This is a genomic window from Helicobacter monodelphidis, assembly GCF_003288845.1.
In the GTDB taxonomy this organism is placed as follows: Bacteria; Campylobacterota; Campylobacteria; order Campylobacterales; family Helicobacteraceae; genus NHYN01.
This window is the reverse complement of sequence record NZ_NHYN01000003.1, coordinates 25,410-44,179: the sequence shown is the minus strand read 5'-3', so window position 1 is coordinate 44,179 and position 18,770 is coordinate 25,410. Positions and strand designations below refer to the sequence as shown.

Genomic DNA, 18,770 nt, shown 5'->3' with positions numbered 1-18,770 from the left:
TATACCAAAAACTTGATTATGTTATAATAAAGCATTCTTTTTTAAGGCAAACTATGAAAAAATTAACCCTCGTGGATACTTTCGGCTTTCTTTTTCGTTCTTTCTTTGCACTTCCTCCTCTGAAGTCTTCTAGGGGGCGACCGGTAAGTGTATTGATGGGCTTTGTGAATCTAATTATGCAGCTACACAAAGATTGCACAGAACAATATTTAATTTTTGCTTTAGAAAGCAAAGAGGAGAATTTGCGCAAAAAGATTGATATAAATTACAAAGCGACAAGACCAGACGCACCACCAGATTTAGTTGAGCAAATCCCGATTGTAATTGAATGGATTGAAAAAATGGGGCTAATTCATTGCTTTTATGATGGTTATGAGGCTGATGATATTATTGCTACTCTTGCAAAATATGCATATGAAGAGGGTTTTGAAATAAATATTATTAGCCATGATAAGGATTTTTATCAGCTAATCAATGACCGTATTTTTCTTTATAATCCCATCAAAAAAACATTAGTAAAGCGTGAGGATTGCTTTCAAAAATATGGCGTTTACCCCGAAGAATTTGTTGATTTTCAAAGTATTATGGGCGATAATGTGGATAATGTTCCGGGCATTAAGGGGATTGGGGCGAAAGGAGCTAAAACATTGATTCGCTCCTATCATTCGCTAGATAATATTTATAACAACATTCAGGATATTACCCCTGTTCGTACACAGAATCTTTTGATAGAGGGTAAAGAATCTGCTTTTTTAAGTCGCGAGCTTGTGCGTTTAAAGCAAGATATTCCACTAAAAGTTAATTTTGAAGAATCTCTTTTAACAACCAAAAATCCTCTTTTAAAAATCATTGATGATTTGCAAGAATATGATTTTAAACGCGTTCTTTCCCGACTTCTACCTTATGCCCAGCCAACACAGCGACGAAAAAAATCAGCAATAAAGCAGGAGAATGCTGAATTTAGCACTGATTATGAACTTATTCAAACAGAGGCAAGGCTTTTTGAAGTGCTTAGAGATATTCAGCCAGATAGCCTTGTGAGTTTTGATACAGAAACAACTTCACTTGAGGCAAGGCAAGCACAAATTGTTGGTTTTTCATTTGCCTTAGATTCAAGTAAGGGCTATTATGTGCCTATTTCGCATTATTATATTGGCGTTGGACAACAAATTTCTAAAGAAACTGCAAAGAAAGCGATTGAGCAAATTTTTAATGCAAGGGTTATCGGACACAATCTGAAATTTGACTTAGAAGTGTTACGGTTTAATTTTGATTTTATGGCGAACCCAAAATGTATTATCGATACTATGATTCTCGCTTGGTTGATTGATTCAAGTCAGGCTTTGGGGCTAGACTTTTTAGCAAAAAAGTGGTTTTCTCACACAATGATTGCTTTCTCTCAGGTTGTACCAAAAAAAGGTAATTTTAGCGAAGTGCACTTAGATGATGCCGCAAAATATGCGGCTGAAGATGCACAAGCAACTTTTAAGCTTTATGAACAACTTTTAGCAGAGGTTCAAAAACAGGGCTTAGGGTTTCTGTTAGAAATTGCTAAGGATGTGGAGTATCCTTTTATCTGTGTATTGCAAAAAATTGAAGAGGTGGGCATTAAGATTAATGTTGCTTTTTTTGAACAGCTCAAAGAAGAGATTAATGTCCGTATTTTAAATCTTTCGGAGGAAATTTATCGGATTGCACAGTGTAATTTTAATTTAAATTCGCATATTCAGTTAGGTGGAGTTTTATTTGATAAGTTAAAATTACCCATTCTTAAAAAAACAAAAACCAGTGTCGGAAGTACAGATGAAACAGTTCTTGCTACTTTGCTTGATGCACACCCAATTATCAAGCCTATCTTAGAGTATCGAGAGCTTTATAAATTGCAAAGCACATACATTCAACCTTTTTTGGATATTGCTTCTCAAGAAAGCGATTGTCGCATTCATACTTCATTTTTGCAGACGGGTACAACAACAGGACGTTTGAGTTCTAGAAACCCTAATTTGCAAAATATTCCTGTGCGAACAGATTTAGGGCGAAGAATCCGTGAGGGCTTTATTGCAAAAGAAGGTTATGCTTTGATGAGTCTTGATTACTCTCAAATTGAATTGCGACTTTTAGCACATTTTTCTAAAGATAAAACAATGATTGATGCGTTTTTGAATGGTGCAGATATTCATTATGAGACTGCAAAAATGATTTTTACAGAATCTTTGGCAATGGAGAAGCGACAGGTTGCAAAGAGTATTAACTTTGGATTAATTTATGGCATGGGTGCAAGGAAGCTTTCAGAGACACTTAAAATATCTCTTAAGGAGGCACGAAACTATATTCAATATTATTTTGATTCTTTTCCAACTGTGAAGTCCTTTTTGAATGATTCGCAGGAGCTTATTATGCAATGTGGTTATTCTCAAACATTGCTTGGTCGTCGTCGGATATTTGATTTTAAAAATGCAACCCCATTTCAAACCTCTGCTTATTTAAGAGAGGCAATTAATACGATTTTTCAAGGCAGTGCGGCAGATTTAATTAAGCTTGCTATGTTACAGATTGATACATGCTTTAAAGAAACGGAACTCAAAATGCTTTTACAGATTCATGATGAGCTTGTTTTTGAAGTTCGAGAAGATTTAGTGGATTCAATTTCTAAAGAGGTTGCCCATATGATGGAAAATATTTATCCTTTAAATGTTCCTTTGATTTGTGGGGTAACAGTTGGTAAGAATTGGGGAGAGTTAAAATGAAAAAATATCTATGGGTTTTATGTGTAGCATCTTTCTTGAATGCTTATGAGGCACCAGTTTCATTTTTTGGTTTACTGAAAACGGTGTATGCTTCCTCATTGTATAGTGTGTATGTTCCGCAGGTGGGTTATTTGTATTGTTCTTTATTTGGGGTGCAGGCTCCAATTTACACAAATGATGAAATGCCTTGTCAGATTGATAATCGCCGTGCCTTAGAAATGCGTTATCACGCAAAAAATTTTACACTAAGGACATTACAGTTAGAACAAAAATACCGTTTGGGCTATACGGATGGATATTGTTTGGTGCAAGATGGAGCACATTTGTATAATGCGACAATGATTAAGGAGGGTTTTGCTGTTGCAAGAAGTTTGCCTAAGCTTAAAGGTGATGCTGTTTTGAAAGATGAATTAGGTATCTTAGAATCTATTGCAAGAAAAGAAAGAAAAGGGCTTTGGGGGGATTATGAAAAGGAAATGCTTTGTTTAAAAAGGATTGCTAGAGTGCGTCCCGCAGAACCTCAAAAAGGCTTTTGAGGCTAATGAAACTACTTGTAAATCTAGGGATTATCACATCACCCCTTACGGGTATTGGGTATTATTTGTATCGTAGCATTCAAGAATTATTAAAAAAAGATGAGATTACAGAATTAGCTGGATTTACGCAAAAAGGCTGGAAACAGAATAAGCAGGAAGTAAGTGATTATTTACAGAATGTGTATGCTCAAAGTAATGCTCAAGTAGAGAATGTGTATCGGTTTGTTGCATTAAGAAAAGCACTTGTAAAGTCGCATTTTATACGACTCGCGTACTATGCAACACGTGACTTATTGTTAAAAAAAGAATTGCAGAGTAAGGAGGATTTTTTATATTGGGATGGGGGTTATATTCCTGTTGCTTTCAAAGGAAAAAGGGTTATCACAATTCACGATATTTCGCATATCCGATATGGCGAATTTCATCCCAAAACTCGTGTACAGCTTTTAAATTATTACTTACCTAGAGCAATCCAAAAAAGTCAGCATCTTTTTAGTGTTTCACATTTTTCAAAACAAGAGATTATGGAGTACTTTGGAGTAAAGGCAGAAAAAATCAGTGTTCTTTATCCGCCTATTGCACCAATTTTTAAGCCTTATCGGCAAGAGGAGATTCAGCCTTTGTTGCAGTTGCATTCTTTGCGCTATAAAGGTTATATTTTATCTGTTGCGACTTTAGAGCCACGTAAGAATTTTCAACGATTGTTAGAGGCCTATATGCGACTTGAAAAATCTACAAGAGAAGAATTTCCACTCGTGTTAGTTGGTGGCGTAGGCTGGTTGAGTGAACCTTTAATGTACGATATTTCTGTTTTACAAAAAGAGGGTAGTGTGCGAATGTTAGGCTATGTTGCTGGGGAGGATTTACCGTTATTCTATGCGGGGGCAAAGGCATTTGCATATGTTTCGTTGTATGAAGGGTATGGGATGCCTATTGCAGAATCTCTGAAGTGTGGTGTGCCGGTGGTTACTTCCCGTTGTGGTGCGATGTTAGAATCAGGTGGAAAAAGTAGTATTTATGTTGACCCATTGAATATTGATGAAATTGCTGATGGGCTGAACTATGCTCTGAAATTAGGCGAATACTCTTTAGATACAAGTCATATTTGGGATAATCAAAGGAGTGCGGAAGAGATTTTTAATGTTTTGAATGCAATTTAATGATGCTTTAAGAGCAAGGGATAATCCGTGCAATGATAGAGATAGTATTCTTGGTCGGTATAACTTATGTTAATGCTAGATACCAAAGAAAATGGGGAGCTTTTAGCTAAAGAGAGAATCAAGTGTATCGTGTTTGTCTTTCAGGGTCAATAAAAAATTATCTTTATCTATATGTTTTGGTAAAATAGTTTTTGTAGATATGAGAAATTAATAATATTAAATTTTTTATTTAATAAAAATTTAATATTTAATTAGGTGTTTTTATTAGTCTGAAAATGTTTTAATTTAAGTTTTATCTAACAGCTTTTAGGTTATGATACACCCATGAAAAAGTTAATTTGTATTATACTCCTTTGTGGGGGGTTAGCATTTTTAGCAGGTTGTGGTAGCTCAGACAGTAAGGGTTTTGGCTTTCGTTCCAGTAATTGTGATGTTGTTCATTCTGATTGTATGTCGCAGTGTTCTCGGGATAAAACAAAGAATTCGCGAAGTTGTTTAGATGAGTGTGAGAAGTCAAGGGCGATGTGCAATGCACTGAAGGTGAAAGGCTGTATGCAAAAATGTAATGACCAGTATGGAAAAAAGAATAGCTCCTCTGATGCGTGTAAGAGAAATTGTCAGCAAACAAGATAGTAAATTGAGGTTATTTTATGTTTTTAGTAAAGTTGTAATGAGTTAAGGAGTTTAAAGATGCGGCTTTTTTTGAAGATTTTAGTAGGTTTTTTTATTCTCCTTGCAATTCTTATCACCCTGCCGTTTACTTCGTTGGGGAATTCTTTAATGAAACCCTACATTCAAGACACAATCAATCAGTATTCCCCTTTGCCTTTGGAGATGACCGAATTCCAGCTTGGATTTTCGTCGTTCAATGTAGAGATTAAGGGTGAAGAATCTGTATTTATCCACCTTAAAGGTTCTTTCTCTGTTCTCGCCTTGAGTTTGGAGGCGTTTTTGAATGTTGATGTTAAGGATTTGGCTTATGCCTCCAAACTTGCTGGAATGGATTTGAAGGGTGCTTTTGTTTTGGAAGTTGTTGCAAGTGGGGATATGAATCTCTTAGAGGTTGCCGGAACGAGCAACATAGCAAACTCCCAAACAAAATTTGCCGCTGAAATTAAGGATTTGAATTTTTCTAACTTACACTTACAAATCAAAGATGCTGAAGTGCAAACACTTCTTGCCACCATTGCACAGCCACCTTATGCAAAGGCACTTTTAGATATTACCGCTGCTGTGAGCAATGACATTAGTCAGGGGCTTGGTGGAAACGCTGAACTATTATTGAAAAATGGGGAAGTAGATGGTGTGCTTATCCAAAAGCAATTTGGAGTTACTGTTCCTAAAACGCAATTTAATACAAAGTTGCTTACTTCGTTTAGTGGTGAGAATGTCAGCCACGACCTTTTGGTGAAGTCTAATGTTGGTTCAATTACAACAAATGGAACAACAAATATCAACACTCTTGCAACAAACTCTAAATATGCATTGAATGTCAGTGACCTCTCCCCTCTTACCCCTATTGCACAAATACCTTTGAGAGGGCAACTTAATGTTCTTGGAACGGTAAAGGGTGATAAGAAATCTTTGTTGATTGATGGCACAACAGATATTGCAGATTCAAAGACGACTTATCGAGCAACACTTGTAGAGTTCTTTCCGTCATTGGCAGAAGTATCTATTCAATCTCTTAAAATTGATCAATTACTTCATATGCTTCATCAGCCAATTTATACAAGTGGGCGCTTGAATCTAAATGCAAAATTGAGTGATTTTAATGATGGGATTTCTGGAGAAATTGCTTTAAATATTCCGTCAGGACGCATCAATGGTGAAGTGATGAAAAAAACTCTTGCATTGGACATGCCCTCGTCCTCATATACTCTAAGTTCTAAAGGAACAATGCATAGGGGAAGCGGTGAATTCAACACGAGTTTAAAATCTGATATTGCTAATTTAACTGTTAATCCAACAGCAGTTACTTTAAACCCAAGTTTTGCGGTTAAAACTCCCTATGAAATAAGTATTGCTGATTTGGGAAGTTTAAAATTTGTTACTGGTATTCCGCTTAGAGGTGCTATGAGTGCAAAGGGTAATGTAAGCTTAAATGATTCAGGTTTGCAGGCAGACTTTTTAAGTCAGATTTTAGGCGGGGTGGTAACCGCAAACCTTGCCAATAATATCATCGATGCAAAGCTTGATAAGTTGCGTAGTGAACAACTTTTAAGCATGTTAACTTATAGACCATTTTTTGAGTCTGAACTCAATGGGACTTTTCATTATGAATTGTTGAGTGAACAGGGTGCTTTGGAGGCAGTTTTAAGTAATGGGCATTTGGCGAAAAGCCCATTAACAGATATTGTATTGCCTCTCTTGAAGGTTGATTTAACGAGAGAGGTGTACCAGAATGCTTCTTTGAAAAGTGTTATCAATAAAAAGGTGATTTCATCAGATGTTACTCTAAAGTCTCACAATACAGCAATCACAACGAAGAGTGCGAAGATTAATACAGAAAACAATCAAATTGATGCCCTCTTGACACTTTCAATTAAGGAAAAGCCAACAAATATTACTGTTAAAGGTGATTTGAATAAGCCAAAAATTTCTATTGATGCCGTGAACCAAGCGATTGATAAGGCAAAAGATAAGTTGCAACAGGCTGTTGATAAACAAAAAGATAAGGTGCAAGATAAGTTAAATCAAGCAATTGATAAGAAACTCCAGAGTATTGGAGATGAAAATAAAGAAGGTGTGAAGAATCTCCTTCAAAATATTATAAATAGATAAGGAAAACTATGGAAGATATAGCAAAACGATACCCAGAAGCGTTACATTTTCACAAGGGTGGAAAGATTGAAGTTAAGGCAAGAAGAAGCTTAGAAACAGAAAGAGAACTTTCGCTTGCTTATACACCGGGCGTGGCAGTACCTGTTGAAGTGATTCGTAAAGATCCATTAAAGGCTTTCGAGTATACCTCAAAAGGGCATTTGGTGGCTGTTATTTCAAATGGCACGGCGTGTTTGGGGCTAGGCAATGTTGGGGCTTTGGCTTGCAAGCCAGTCATGGAAGGTAAGGCGGTACTTTTTAAAAAGTTTGCAAATATTGATGCGTTTGATATTGAGGTTAATGAAAAGGACCCAGATAAGTTTGTTGAAATTGTAAAAGCAATTGCACCTACATTTGGCGGCATCAATCTTGAGGATATTCGTGCTCCTGAATGTTTCAGAATTGAAGAAAGATTGAAAGCGGAATTAGATATTCCTGTAATGCACGATGACCAGCATGGCACAGCGTTAATTTCAGCAGCAGCGTTAATTAATGCTGTTGAGTTGACTAATAAAAAAATGGAGAATCTTAAGGTTGTTGTGATTGGGGCAGGTGCAGCAGCAACTTCTTGTACGAGGATTTATAAAAGTTTGGGTGTTCAAGAGGTTGTGATGTTTGATTCTCGTGGCGTGATTCACAATGGGCGCGATGATTTAAATGAAATCAAGAAAGAGTTTGCGATTGATACACATTATAAGAGCTATAAGGAAGCATTAAAAGGAGCTGATGTTTTACTTGGACTTTCTAAGGCAGATTTGATTGATGGCGATGATATTATGGAGATGAATGTTCACCCTATGGTATTTGCCATGAGTAATCCTGTGCCAGAGATTATGCCAGAAGTCGCAAAGGTTGCTAGACCTGATGTTTTGATGGCAACAGGTAGAAGTGATTATCCAAACCAAATTAATAATGTTTTAGGTTTTCCATATATTTTTAAGGGTGCGTTGCGTGTGAGGGCATCTTGTATTAATGAGCCGATGAAGCTTGCTGCTGCATATGCACTTGCAGAGCTTGCGAGAAAAGAAGTTCCGCATGAATTAAGTGTTGCGTATGGCAGGAAGCTTGTTTTTGGGGAAGAATATTTAATTCCCTCTGCTTTTGACCCCCGCCTGAATGAATTTGTATCTATAGCAGTTGCAAAGGCAGCTGTGGAAAGCCAAGTTTCTCGTTTGCCACTTTAATTGATGAATGTCGCAATCCCCCACAAACCCGTTTTGCTTGAGGAGGTGAGTCGGGTATGTTTTGGGCTAGAGGGCGTATTGATTGATTGTACATTAGGATTTGGTTCGCATAGTTACACCCTTTTAGAGCAGAATCCAAAACTATCTATTATTGGTGTTGACCAAGATAAGGAAGCATTGGAATTTGCAACAAATCGCCTTTCTTTATTTAAGGAGAGATTTGAGGCAAGGGAGGGAAGTTTTGGGGAGGTTTGTGCAGAAATTTTGAGTCATCAGAAGGTATCGGCTATTTTAGCTGATATTGGCGTGTCTTCTTATCAGTTAGATTCTAAGGCAAGGGGTTTTAGTTTTGAATCTCCTGTGCTTGATATGCGTATGAATCAAAAGAATAGGCTTACTGCAAAAGAGGTTATCAATCGCTACTCTAGGGAGGAATTGGAAAAAATTTTTAGGGAATATGGTGAGGTTAGGGAGGCAAAAAAACTTGCTTCTCTCATTGCAGAATCTCGCAAAAAGCAGCCTTTTGAGTCTGCAAAACAACTTGCAGACTTTATCCAAAAGCATTCTTTTTCAAAGGGTGGGATTCATCCAGCTACTTTACCTTTTCAGGCAATTCGGATTGAAGTTAACCAAGAATTGGAGCAATTAAAAATGCTCTTAGATGTCGCAAAATGTAAGACAGATATTTTAATTGTTATTTCTTTTCATTCTTTAGAGGATCGTCTTGTTAAACAAGCCTTTAAGACTTTTACGAAAGATTGTATTTGTCCTGATAATTTTATGTATTGTGAATGTGGTGGTGGTCATGCATTAGGAGAGATTCTTACGAAAAAACCTATCGTTCCAACCTTGAAAGAGATTCAGAAAAACCCACGTAGCCGTAGTTCTAAAATGCGTGTATTTCGATTTTTTTCATGAAAAGTCTATTTTTTGTTTTATTGGATTAAAAGTTGGAACATTTGTTGCTAGAAGTAAAGTGCCTCCATAAATCCCTTAGTAACTTCTCCTGCTTAGCAGGAGGAGATTTTTCTGGAGGCAAATTCTACAAATTTACCCCTTTATCTTTTGATGTAAGTTTATTTTAATGCTAACAGGATATAATCCATCATTTTATTAATGGAGGGTTGAGTTATGTTGTCTGAAAAAGTTTCTTTGTCTCTCCTTATTTCTTGTCTCTTCCTGCTGCATTAGCAGCGTACCCTCTTTATCTTATCTTGTTTTTGTGTAGTATAGGTTTTTTGAATCTCTGTGGAGATTTTTTGTAAAAATAAATATAAAAAGGATAGTCAATGGAAATGGTTAAGATTTTAGATACAACTTTAAGGGATGGGGAGCAAAGTCCAGGTGCTTCGATGAATATTGAGGAGAAGATACAAATTGCTCTACAATTAGAGCATTTAGGCGTTGATGTGATTGAGGCAGGGTTTGCGGCGTCAAGTCCGGGTGATTTTGAAGCTATTAATCAAATTGCTAAACAAATTACAACAAGTAGTATTTGTTCTTTGGCTAGGGCAGTTCCAGGTGATATAGAGGTAGCAGCAAAAGCGATTATGCCTGCACCACTCAAACGCATTCATACTTTTATTGCTACAAGCCCTATCCATATGGAATATAAATTGAAGATGAAGCCAGAACAAGTAATCCAACGAGCAGTAGAGGCAGTAAAACTTGCAAAAAGTTTTGTAGAAGATGTTGAATTTAGTTGCGAAGATGCCTGTAGAAGCGATATGTCTTTTTTAAAAGAAATTTTAGATGCGGTAGTTGAAGTAGGTGCGAAAACATTAAACATTCCGGATACAGTAGGGTATCGTCTACCTCATGAAATGGGTGCAATTATTGCAGAATTACATCAGCATATCCAAAATCGTGCGATTTTGTCGATGCATTGTCATAATGATTTGGGTTTTGCAACCGCAAATTCAATAGCAGGTATTTTGAGTGGTGCAAGGCAGATAGAATGCACAATCAATGGTTTAGGAGAAAGGGCTGGTAATACGGCTTTAGAAGAAGTTGTAATGATTCTTAAGACACGTAAAGATTTATTTTCTAACCTACAAACAAGAATCCGTACGCAAGAAATTTATTCTACAAGTAATCTTGTTGCCAATATTACCGGTATTCGTCCACAACCTAACAAGGCTATTGTTGGTAAAAATGCATTTGCTCACGAAAGCGGAATTCACCAAGATGGAATTCTTAAACATCGAGAAACTTATGAAATTATGCGTCCTAGTGATGTTGGGATTGTTGGAGAAAATAATTTAGTTTTAGGTAAGCATTCAGGCAGAGCAGCTTTTAAGGATAAGATTGTTTCAATGGGATATCGTGTGAGTAACGAAGAATTACAAAAGGCATTTGAACGATTTAAAGAATTGTGTGATTCTAAAAAAGAGATTTTTGATGACGATATTCGTGCAATTTTAAGTGAAGAAACAACGCATATTCCCCAAATTTTTGTGCTTGAATCTTTGCAGGTAAGTTCTTGCTCTCACAATCATCACTGTGCTGCAATTTCTATTGCTAAGGAGGGTGCTGTTTATAGCGATTCAGCCTTAGGAAATGGTTCTGTTGATAGTATCTTGAAAACAATTGACAGAATCAGCGGTTTTGCAAGTCGTTTGAAAGATTATAAGGTGGAAGCATTGAGTCGGGGCAAAGATGCTTTAGCAAAGGTAGTTGTTAAGGTTGAATTTGAAGATGGAAAGGGTGCAATTATTGGACGTGGTGTTGATGTGGATACGATGAATGCAACGGCAAAGGCTTATTTGTCTGCCCTTAATAGTTATTTGAGTATGAAGCAGTTTTTGAGTTAAGCTTAAATGCAAACCTTTTTGTTGGGTTTAAGCCTTTCTCTTGGGCTATTTTCTTCCATTGGTGCACAAAATATGTTTGTTTTGAAGCATGGTTTAATGAATCAATATATCGTTTGGGTGTGTCTTGTTTGCGTACTGATGGATTTTATGTTTCTTTTTTTAGGTATTATGGGTGCTGGGAGTTTGTTTGCAAAAAGCCCCCTTTTTAGCCAGATTCTAGCTGTTGCAGGGATTATTTTTCTTCTTGGATATGGTATTTTGGCATTTAAGAATGCTTATTTAGGCAAAAGTGCAATGGTTGTTTCTCTTGAACAACAAAAACCACCTTTAAAGAAAATTCTTACACAGACGATTCTTGTTACATGTCTTAACCCGCATGTATACCTTGATACAATTGTTTTGCTTGGTGGTATTGGTTCTGTCCTAGAGGTTAATGAACGTTTGTTGTTTATGGTGGGTTGTATGTTGGCTTCTTGCATTTGGTTTTCTATTCTTGGGTTTGGTTCAAAGGCTTTGCGTCCATTCTTTGAAAACCCCACTTCTTGGAGAGTTTTGGATTGTGTTGTTGGCATAGTTATGTTTGTGATTGCTTTTGGATTATTACAATTTATCTTTGGTGATTGAATTGTGTTGATAAATCTCTGCACCCTTCTTTGCACCTTTATCAATGAGATAATCTGCAATTTCTAGAAAACCTTCTTGCAAACTTTCATCAAGTGCACTTCTACCAGATTTATCTAACAAATTGGGGTTTGCACCTTCCGAAATAAGGTATTCGATTGTTTTAAATCGTCCATTTGTTGCTGCAATCATTAAAGGGGTTGCCCCTTGAAAATCTTGTGTATTCAAGTCAGCCCCCCTTTCAGTAAGAATTTTGATAATTTCAAGATTTGCAGTGAGGGCAATAGCAGATTCCCCTTTATTGTTTTTAGCATTAATGTCGCTATTTAGGAGGGCTGTTGTTGCGTTGATGAATCCACCTTCAGCTGCGAGTAAAAGCGGTGTGAATCCGCGTGTATCGCGAACAGAAGTATCTGCTCCAGCAGCAATCAGTGTTTCGATAGCAGTCTTTTTGTTGTGTATTGTTGCAAGCATAATGGGGGTAAAACCCTGTTCGTTTTTTTGTTCGATATCTGCTCCAGCAGCAATCAACATATCGAGGATTTCTTTATCCCCACGTTTTGCTGCCAACATTAGGGGTGTTTCTTGATGATTGTCTTTTACATTAACTTTGACGCCTAATTGAAGGAGTTTTTGCGTCATTGGTAGTGCTGTTTCTTTGTTATTATTGATAGCTAAATGTAAAATACTTTTCTGTTCTTGATTTTTTTGGTTAATATTATTTTTTTGTACAAGTAAGTGGAATGCTCCTAAGTTACCCTCCATTGTTGCAATCATTAATGCCGTATTTCCATTTTTGTCGCGCGTATCTTGCCTGGCTTTTGCCTGCAATAAGAGTGTAATATTTTGTGTATTTCCCTCTTCAGCTGCCCACATAAGGGGCGTCCATTGATTTTCGTCACGTGCTTCAATATCTGCTTTTGCAGCCAATAATGTCTTAAGCATTGTTTGGTTGCCTATTTTTGCTACTTCAATGAGAGGAGTAGAGGCATATTTATTGCGTGCGTTGATGGAAGCTTTATATGCTAATAAAAGATTAAAAGATGTAATATGATTATTTTTAATGGCAATCATTAATGGTGTGTTTCCTTCTAAATCACGTGCTTCAATATCTGCTTTTGCTTTCAGTAATCGTTCTATGGCGTGGGTTTGATTGTTGGCTGTTGCGAGAATGAGTGGTGTTGCACCTTGTTTACGTGCTTCCAAGATTGATCGTCTTTCCGCTAATTTATTTAGCTCCTTAATGTTTCCTTCTTGTGCGGCAACAAGAATTTTTGCACTTAAACTATCAATACCTTTTTTTGCACCGGCAGCTTGTAGGTAATTGCTAACTTGATCATAAACCCTTTCAATCGCACCATCAAGAACACTAAAAGAGCGATTGTCTTTTGCGTTGATGTTTGCTCCAGCTTTGACAAGAGTTTTAACAGCTTGAATGTTGCCATTTGTTGAAGCAAGTAAAAGAGGTGTTGCTCCATTAAGGTTACGATTTTCAAGATGTGCTTTGTGTTTTAAAAGTAGTTGTATTATTTCAATATCATCGTTTAGGGCAGCGATAGCTAGGGGCGTATTCCCTTCCGAATCTTTCGTTTCAATATGAGCTTTATTGCTTAAAAGAAGAGTTGCTGATTCTTTGTCGCCATAAATAACGGCACTCAATAATGCAGTATTTCCTTCATTATTACGCACCTCAAGATTTGTCTTTGGGATTAATAGTTGGACAATGGAAGAATGTCCATAAAAAAGGGCGATAAGAAGGGCTGTATCGCCATTTGTGTTTGTTGTGTTTGTGTTTGCACCTTGTTGCAATAAATAGTTAACAATATGGATATGACCATCACGACTTGCTGCCATTAAAGGTGTAAAATTTAAAATATCAGCTTGCTCAATATTGGCTTGATTTTGCAACAGAAGCTTACAGATTTGTAGATTCCCTCTTTCAATTGCTAAAAGTAGGGGTGTATTTTTGTCTTTATTGTGAATATTGACATTAACCCTATGCTCCAGCAAGAATCGAACCATACTTTCTGAGTCCTCGTCAATGGCGGTTAATAGTGGCGTATCTCCGTCATCATTGCGTATTTCTAAATTCGCACCTTTAGCGCTAAGATGAGAAAAAGCAATCCAATCTTTATTTTCTATTGCGATATGTAGGCTACTTTTTCCTTTTGTGCCTTGCGCATTGATATTTGCCCCTTTTTGCAATAAGAGTTCAATGATGGGGTGAAGTTGTACAATGGTGGCAAGAATGAGGGGGGTATCCCCCTCTTGGTCGCTTATATGAATGTCCGCTCCAGATTGAATAAGGTAGGAAGCGACTTGAATTTGTTTTTCTTGGATAGCAATCATTAAAGCGGTGTAACCTTTTGGGTTTTTAAAGTTAATATCCACCCCCTCTTGGAGCAGGATTTCAATATTTTTTATATGTCCATATCTTGCGGAGAGAAATAAGGCATTTTCTGCATTAGAATCTAGAGAGTGTAAATCAGCCCCTTGTTGTAAAAGTTGTGTAAGTTTCTGTGTATTACCCGTTCTTGCAGATTCTAAAAAAGCTTCATCAAGTGTGATTATTTCCTGAATGCTTAATTCATTACGCAATGCCAATGGACTTTTTGCACAACTTAAAAAAATTAGAGGAATAAGAAAAGAGAAGCAGAAAAGTAAAAAACGAATAAAACCCATGTATGTTTTAACAAGGGAATCTACCGAGTGCCATAAGTAATCCATTGTTTTAAAACAGAAGGTAACTAAATAGAAATACCCATTCAGTTACCTTCAAGAATTACTCATCAGAACCGAGAATCCCAAAAAGTTGGAGTAATGAAATAAAGATATTCAATACATCAAGATAAAGGCTGATAGCTGCTGAAATAGGGCTATCAAATGCACCTCTTAATAGCATTTGAGTATCATAAGCAATGTAGAGTGAAAAAACAAGAGTAGCTATTGCTGCGATTCCAACCTGAAGTAAGGGGCTTCCTAAAAAGATATTCACGATTGAGGCAATTAAAATAACAATAACAGAAATAAAAAGAACTTTACCCCATGATGCTAAATCTTTTGAAGTTTTCATAGCATAAACAGACATAATGCCAAAAATAATTCCTGTCATTCCAAGTGCATTCATTACAGCATTTGCCCCACTAGGCATATCCAAAACACGACTCAAAAGAGGAACGAGCGTGACTCCTGAAAGTGTTGTGAATGCAAAAAGCAATGCTAGATTAATGCCGGGTTTGTTGCGTAAGAAAATTACACCGATGAGTGCCGCAATCTCAAGAATAAATAGCAACCAATAAACGGAGCTAATCTCTGCTACATAATTCAAACCTACATAAGCTCCAGCAGATGCAGCTAGAATCGAAGCCGCAAAGAGTTGGTAGGTTTGTGAAACAAATGCAGACAACTCGCTGGAGGATTTGATTTGTGTTGTGTCGTTGTATTGATATTCTTCTCTTCTTGTAGAGGTTTGTCGATTGTAAAGTGATGACATTTTTTCTCCTTAAAATAAATTTCGGAATTCTATCACAATTTGATTAACAATTCAAGTAAAGCTATTTAAATCGTGAGGCTTTCTGATGTTCTTCTTGCAGTTTGTTTACATTTCTTGAATATTTGAGGTGTTTGTATTGGAAAGCAGAATGCATCTGTCGCATTTTATGAATGTGGTCTGCAATATCTTGTGAAACAAGATTGGTATTAAATTCAAATAACCCATCTTTTGCAATTTGTTGCATAATGTGCTGGTCATTTTCCCACAATTGTTGCAATTTTGCTGAGTCAATATGTCTATCCATTCCACTCAATTTCCCTCTATATGTCGCTTCCCCTTCTTCTATTCCAAATGCTTCACGCATAAATGCAATGAATATGCCACCTTTAGAGATACTTTCGTCTGGATGCAGATAGTATTCTCCATGCGGATTCCAGGAAAATCCATCATCTTCTGCGTGATATTTTCCGTATAGGCTAGAAAAAATGTATTTTGATTGCAAAATACCTTTTGTGAAGAATGTTGCCCTCAAAGCGATATTGTGTTTGAAGTCAATATGAGAATTTGCATCTTGAAATTCCGTATGTGTTTTGTAGATTCTTGTTACCTCCAAAGTTTGGCGATTTATTGCATAACCATAAGGAAAGCTTTTGAAGGCTGATGCAGGGATGTTGTGAGATAAAAATTTTTTAATGCTATCGCCTAAAACTTGCTGAAAAACTATGTGGGTATTTTGAATACTTTTCAAAAGATTTATTTTTTTAAAAGGTGGAAAAAGAGTGGAATTAGTGTGGCAACCGGTGAGTGTAGATATAAATGATTGAAGAGACTTATAGTGTAGGTGAAAATCTGCGGGTAAATTTGCCATTTGATTGAAAGTTCCTAAGAGATACCCTTCTGGGTTTAGGTGAAATCCATTCCATTGTTCTTGATCATTGGACAAGAAAGAGTCATATTGTCGAGTCATTATCTCTCCAAAATTATTTTATGAGTTATGTTTTGCATTAAGTAAGCAAAAATTATTCCATACAAGAAGACTTAGCTTCAAAATTTAAGAATTATGTTTTAGTATTTTATATGCTTTTTATGCTATAATTTATCTATAGCTTATCTCTAATCTCTAAAGTGATGATTTTTGAGTTTAGAATTGTCTATTTATGATTACTTCTGATAAACTAATGATTAGGCATAAGGGCAATTGATGTAGCTTTATTTTCAGATTTTAAGGAAACATAGTGAATATTCTTAGTGGGTTGAAGATTGGGACAAAGCTTGTTGTTGTTGTTTTAATGGCGATTCTTTTTGGCATTTTAATCCTTTCGGCTGTTGTGTCTTATCAGGTTTATCATGTAATGAAAACAGATGCAGAGGAAATTTTGAGTGCAAACGCGTCTCGCTATGCAAATTATATGCAAGGCAATTTTAATGAGGTTATCTCTTTGTTGGCTAGTACAAGAGATGTCATTTCGGAGAATTTTCAAAATTCTGATGAGAGTGTTATTCGCTTAGATTCTCTGAAAAAGAATGTGATTGATATGTTGAAGAATAGTCAGTGGAGTACCTACGCATATTTGCATCTGCTAAATCCCCCCCAACATTTAGCAGAAGATGAGAGTTCTTTTACAGATAGTGGAAAGTTTATGCTTTTCTTTGATGATCCTGGTTTTGAAAGCAAGGAGCAAAAAAAAGCCATATTGAATAGTTCTGATTATAAGACAAATATTGTCCAAATTGATGGGAGTGATGAGATTTTAAAGCTTCCTTCTGTGCAGGAAGCTTTAATGGGACAACGAACATTTGGTAGCCCTCGCCATATTATTATTGATGATTTAGATATTTTTGCGGTGAATATTGCATACCCTGTTTATGGTCGTTCTGGGCAGGTGATTGGGGTAATTGGAGCGATTGTCGATTTACATGAGATGTCAACAGTGTTACTTGATGAACGTTTTAATGTTTATGAGAATGATGCACGATTTGTAATTAATCAAGAGGGTATTATTGCGATTCATAGTAGTGATAGTATGCTAGGTAAATCATTGGATAGTATCAATTCAAGCCCCGCAGCAAAGAAGATGCTTTTAGCACTTCAAAGCAGACAACTCGAGGAGCATATCTATAGCGATTACATATCTGTAGAAAAGCAATTGGCTAGTTATGCTGCATTTAAGCCATTTGAGATTGGGGCTGGGCTTAATCAATGGATTATGATTTCAACAGCACCGATAGAATCTGTGAATGCACCTCTAGCTAAGTTATTGTTTTCTGTCGCTGTGGGATCGATTTTATTTATCGTGATTGTTACTTTGGCTGTTTATTTATATATTCAAAGACTTGTTACAAAACGTATTGGCATTGTGTCGCAGGCTTTATTGAAATTTTTCGCATACCTAAACCATGAGAGCAAGGCAATTGAGCCTATCCAAATCCGTGTTAATGATGAGTTGGGTGTGATGGCGGCAGCAATTAATGAGAACATTAAGCGAACACAATTAGCATTAGAGCGAGATGAGCAAGCGGTGGAACAATCTGTTGAGACTGCTAAAAAGATTGAATCTGGAGACCTACAAGCGAGGATTACGCAAGATCCTGCAAATCCTCAATTAATCGAATTGAAAAATGTGTTGAATAGTATGTTGGATGTTTTGCAAACGCGTATTGGAAAAGACATGAATACCATTAAAGCGGTTTTTGAATCTTACAAAGAATTAGATTTTACACATAACATTCCTGATGCTTTTGGTGAGGTAGAAGTTGCAACAAATGCATTAGGAGAAGAAATTAAAAAAATGCTTATAGCTTCTTCTGGCTTTGCAAAAGAATTGAATACGCAAAGTGAGAATTTAAAAGAATCTATGCAAAAACTTCTTCAAGGTAGCAATCTTCAAGCTTCTTCCATTGAGCAATCCGCAGTTGCAATTGAACAGATTAGCTCTTCTATGCAAAGTGTTGCAGATAAAACAAATGATGTAACTAAGCAAACAGAGGATATTCAGAATGTTGTAGGCATTATTCGTGATATTGCCGACCAAACTAATCTGCTTGCTTTAAATGCAGCAATTGAAGCAGCAAGGGCTGGGGAACACGGCAGAGGTTTTGCAGTGGTAGCTGATGAGGTAAGAAATCTAGCTGAACGAACAGGAAAAAGTTTGAGTGAGATTGAAGCAAATATGAGCGTGTTAGTTCAGGGTGTAGGAGATATGTCAGAGAGTATTAAAGAGCAAACATCTGGAATTAGCCGAATCAATGAAGTTTTGACGCAGCTTGAAGCAATTACGCACGAGAATTCAGGTGTGGCAAATAGCACATTCCAAATTACACAGAAGGTTGATAATATTGCAGGGGAAATTTTTGATGATGTAAATAAGAAAAAGTTTTAGGGAAAAATTGGTA

The 18,770-nt window shown here is 36.5% G+C and carries 13 protein-coding genes; 10 read left to right on the top strand and 3 right to left on the bottom strand.

The window, feature by feature from the left end; translation table 11 throughout:
- Positions 1-53: 53 nt before the first annotated feature.
- The 9 genes from polA (at position 54) to CCZ01_RS02055 (ending at position 11,887) form a co-directional block, all read left to right on the top strand.
- Positions 54-2,747 carry a DNA polymerase I gene (gene polA / locus CCZ01_RS02090; RefSeq protein ID WP_112051585.1) on the top strand — a complete coding sequence of 898 codons (2,694 nt, stop codon included), beginning with the start codon at positions 54-56 and terminating at the stop codon, positions 2,745-2,747.
- The gene (locus CCZ01_RS02085) at positions 2,744-3,283 is read left to right on the top strand and encodes a thermonuclease family protein (protein WP_112051584.1); all 540 of its coding nucleotides are present in this window, start codon (positions 2,744-2,746) and stop codon (positions 3,281-3,283) included. Before polA ends, CCZ01_RS02085 begins: the two co-directional genes overlap by 4 nt.
- A 5-nt stretch (positions 3,284-3,288) precedes the next feature.
- Positions 3,289-4,443: a glycosyltransferase family 4 protein gene (locus CCZ01_RS02080; protein WP_112051583.1), complete on the top strand. Its 1,155-nt coding sequence runs from the start codon at positions 3,289-3,291 to the stop codon at positions 4,441-4,443.
- 324 nt (positions 4,444-4,767) lie between these two features.
- A complete protein-coding gene (locus tag CCZ01_RS10205) occupies positions 4,768-5,076 on the top strand; it encodes a hypothetical protein (protein WP_146745201.1) in 309 nt (102 codons plus the stop codon).
- A 57-nt stretch (positions 5,077-5,133) separates the two neighbouring features.
- On the top strand, positions 5,134-7,227 hold the full coding sequence (locus CCZ01_RS02075; protein ID WP_112051582.1) for an AsmA family protein: 2,094 nt from the start codon (positions 5,134-5,136) through the stop codon (positions 7,225-7,227).
- Positions 7,228-7,235: 8 nt separating this feature from the next.
- Complete coding sequence (locus CCZ01_RS02070) at positions 7,236-8,450, top strand: malic enzyme-like NAD(P)-binding protein (protein ID WP_112051581.1); 1,215 nt, start codon at positions 7,236-7,238, stop codon at positions 8,448-8,450.
- A 3-nt stretch (positions 8,451-8,453) separates the two neighbouring features.
- Complete coding sequence (rsmH, locus tag CCZ01_RS02065) at positions 8,454-9,368, top strand: 16S rRNA (cytosine(1402)-N(4))-methyltransferase RsmH (RefSeq protein WP_112051580.1); 915 nt, start codon at positions 8,454-8,456, stop codon at positions 9,366-9,368.
- 371 nt (positions 9,369-9,739) lie between these two features.
- The gene (locus tag CCZ01_RS02060; RefSeq protein WP_112051579.1) at positions 9,740-11,263 is read left to right on the top strand and encodes a 2-isopropylmalate synthase; all 1,524 of its coding nucleotides are present in this window, start codon (positions 9,740-9,742) and stop codon (positions 11,261-11,263) included.
- Between the two features lie 6 nt (positions 11,264-11,269).
- Entirely contained in the window at positions 11,270-11,887 is a 618-nt protein-coding gene (locus tag CCZ01_RS02055; protein ID WP_112051578.1) for a LysE/ArgO family amino acid transporter, read from the top strand.
- Here CCZ01_RS02055 and CCZ01_RS02050 read toward each other — a convergent pair.
- The 3 genes from CCZ01_RS02050 to CCZ01_RS02040 form a co-directional block, all read right to left on the bottom strand.
- On the bottom strand, positions 11,864-14,488 hold the full coding sequence (locus tag CCZ01_RS02050; protein ID WP_181566277.1) for an ankyrin repeat domain-containing protein: 2,625 nt from the start codon (positions 14,486-14,488) through the stop codon (positions 11,864-11,866). The two genes, CCZ01_RS02055 and CCZ01_RS02050, sit on opposite strands and share 24 nt — an antisense overlap.
- Before the next feature lie 178 nt (positions 14,489-14,666).
- Complete coding sequence (locus CCZ01_RS02045) at positions 14,667-15,377, bottom strand: Bax inhibitor-1/YccA family protein (RefSeq protein ID WP_112051576.1); 711 nt, start codon at positions 15,375-15,377, stop codon at positions 14,667-14,669.
- A 61-nt stretch (positions 15,378-15,438) separates the two neighbouring features.
- Entirely contained in the window at positions 15,439-16,344 is a 906-nt protein-coding gene (locus CCZ01_RS02040) for a Cj0814 family flagellar-dependent secreted protein (RefSeq protein ID WP_112051575.1), read from the bottom strand.
- 268 nt (positions 16,345-16,612) lie between these two features.
- On the opposite strand from CCZ01_RS02040, the gene CCZ01_RS10915 reads away from it, so the two are divergent.
- Positions 16,613-18,757, top strand: a complete 2,145-nt coding sequence (locus tag CCZ01_RS10915) for a methyl-accepting chemotaxis protein (protein WP_112051574.1) — start codon at positions 16,613-16,615, stop codon at positions 18,755-18,757.
- The last annotated feature ends 13 nt before the right edge of the window (positions 18,758-18,770 follow it).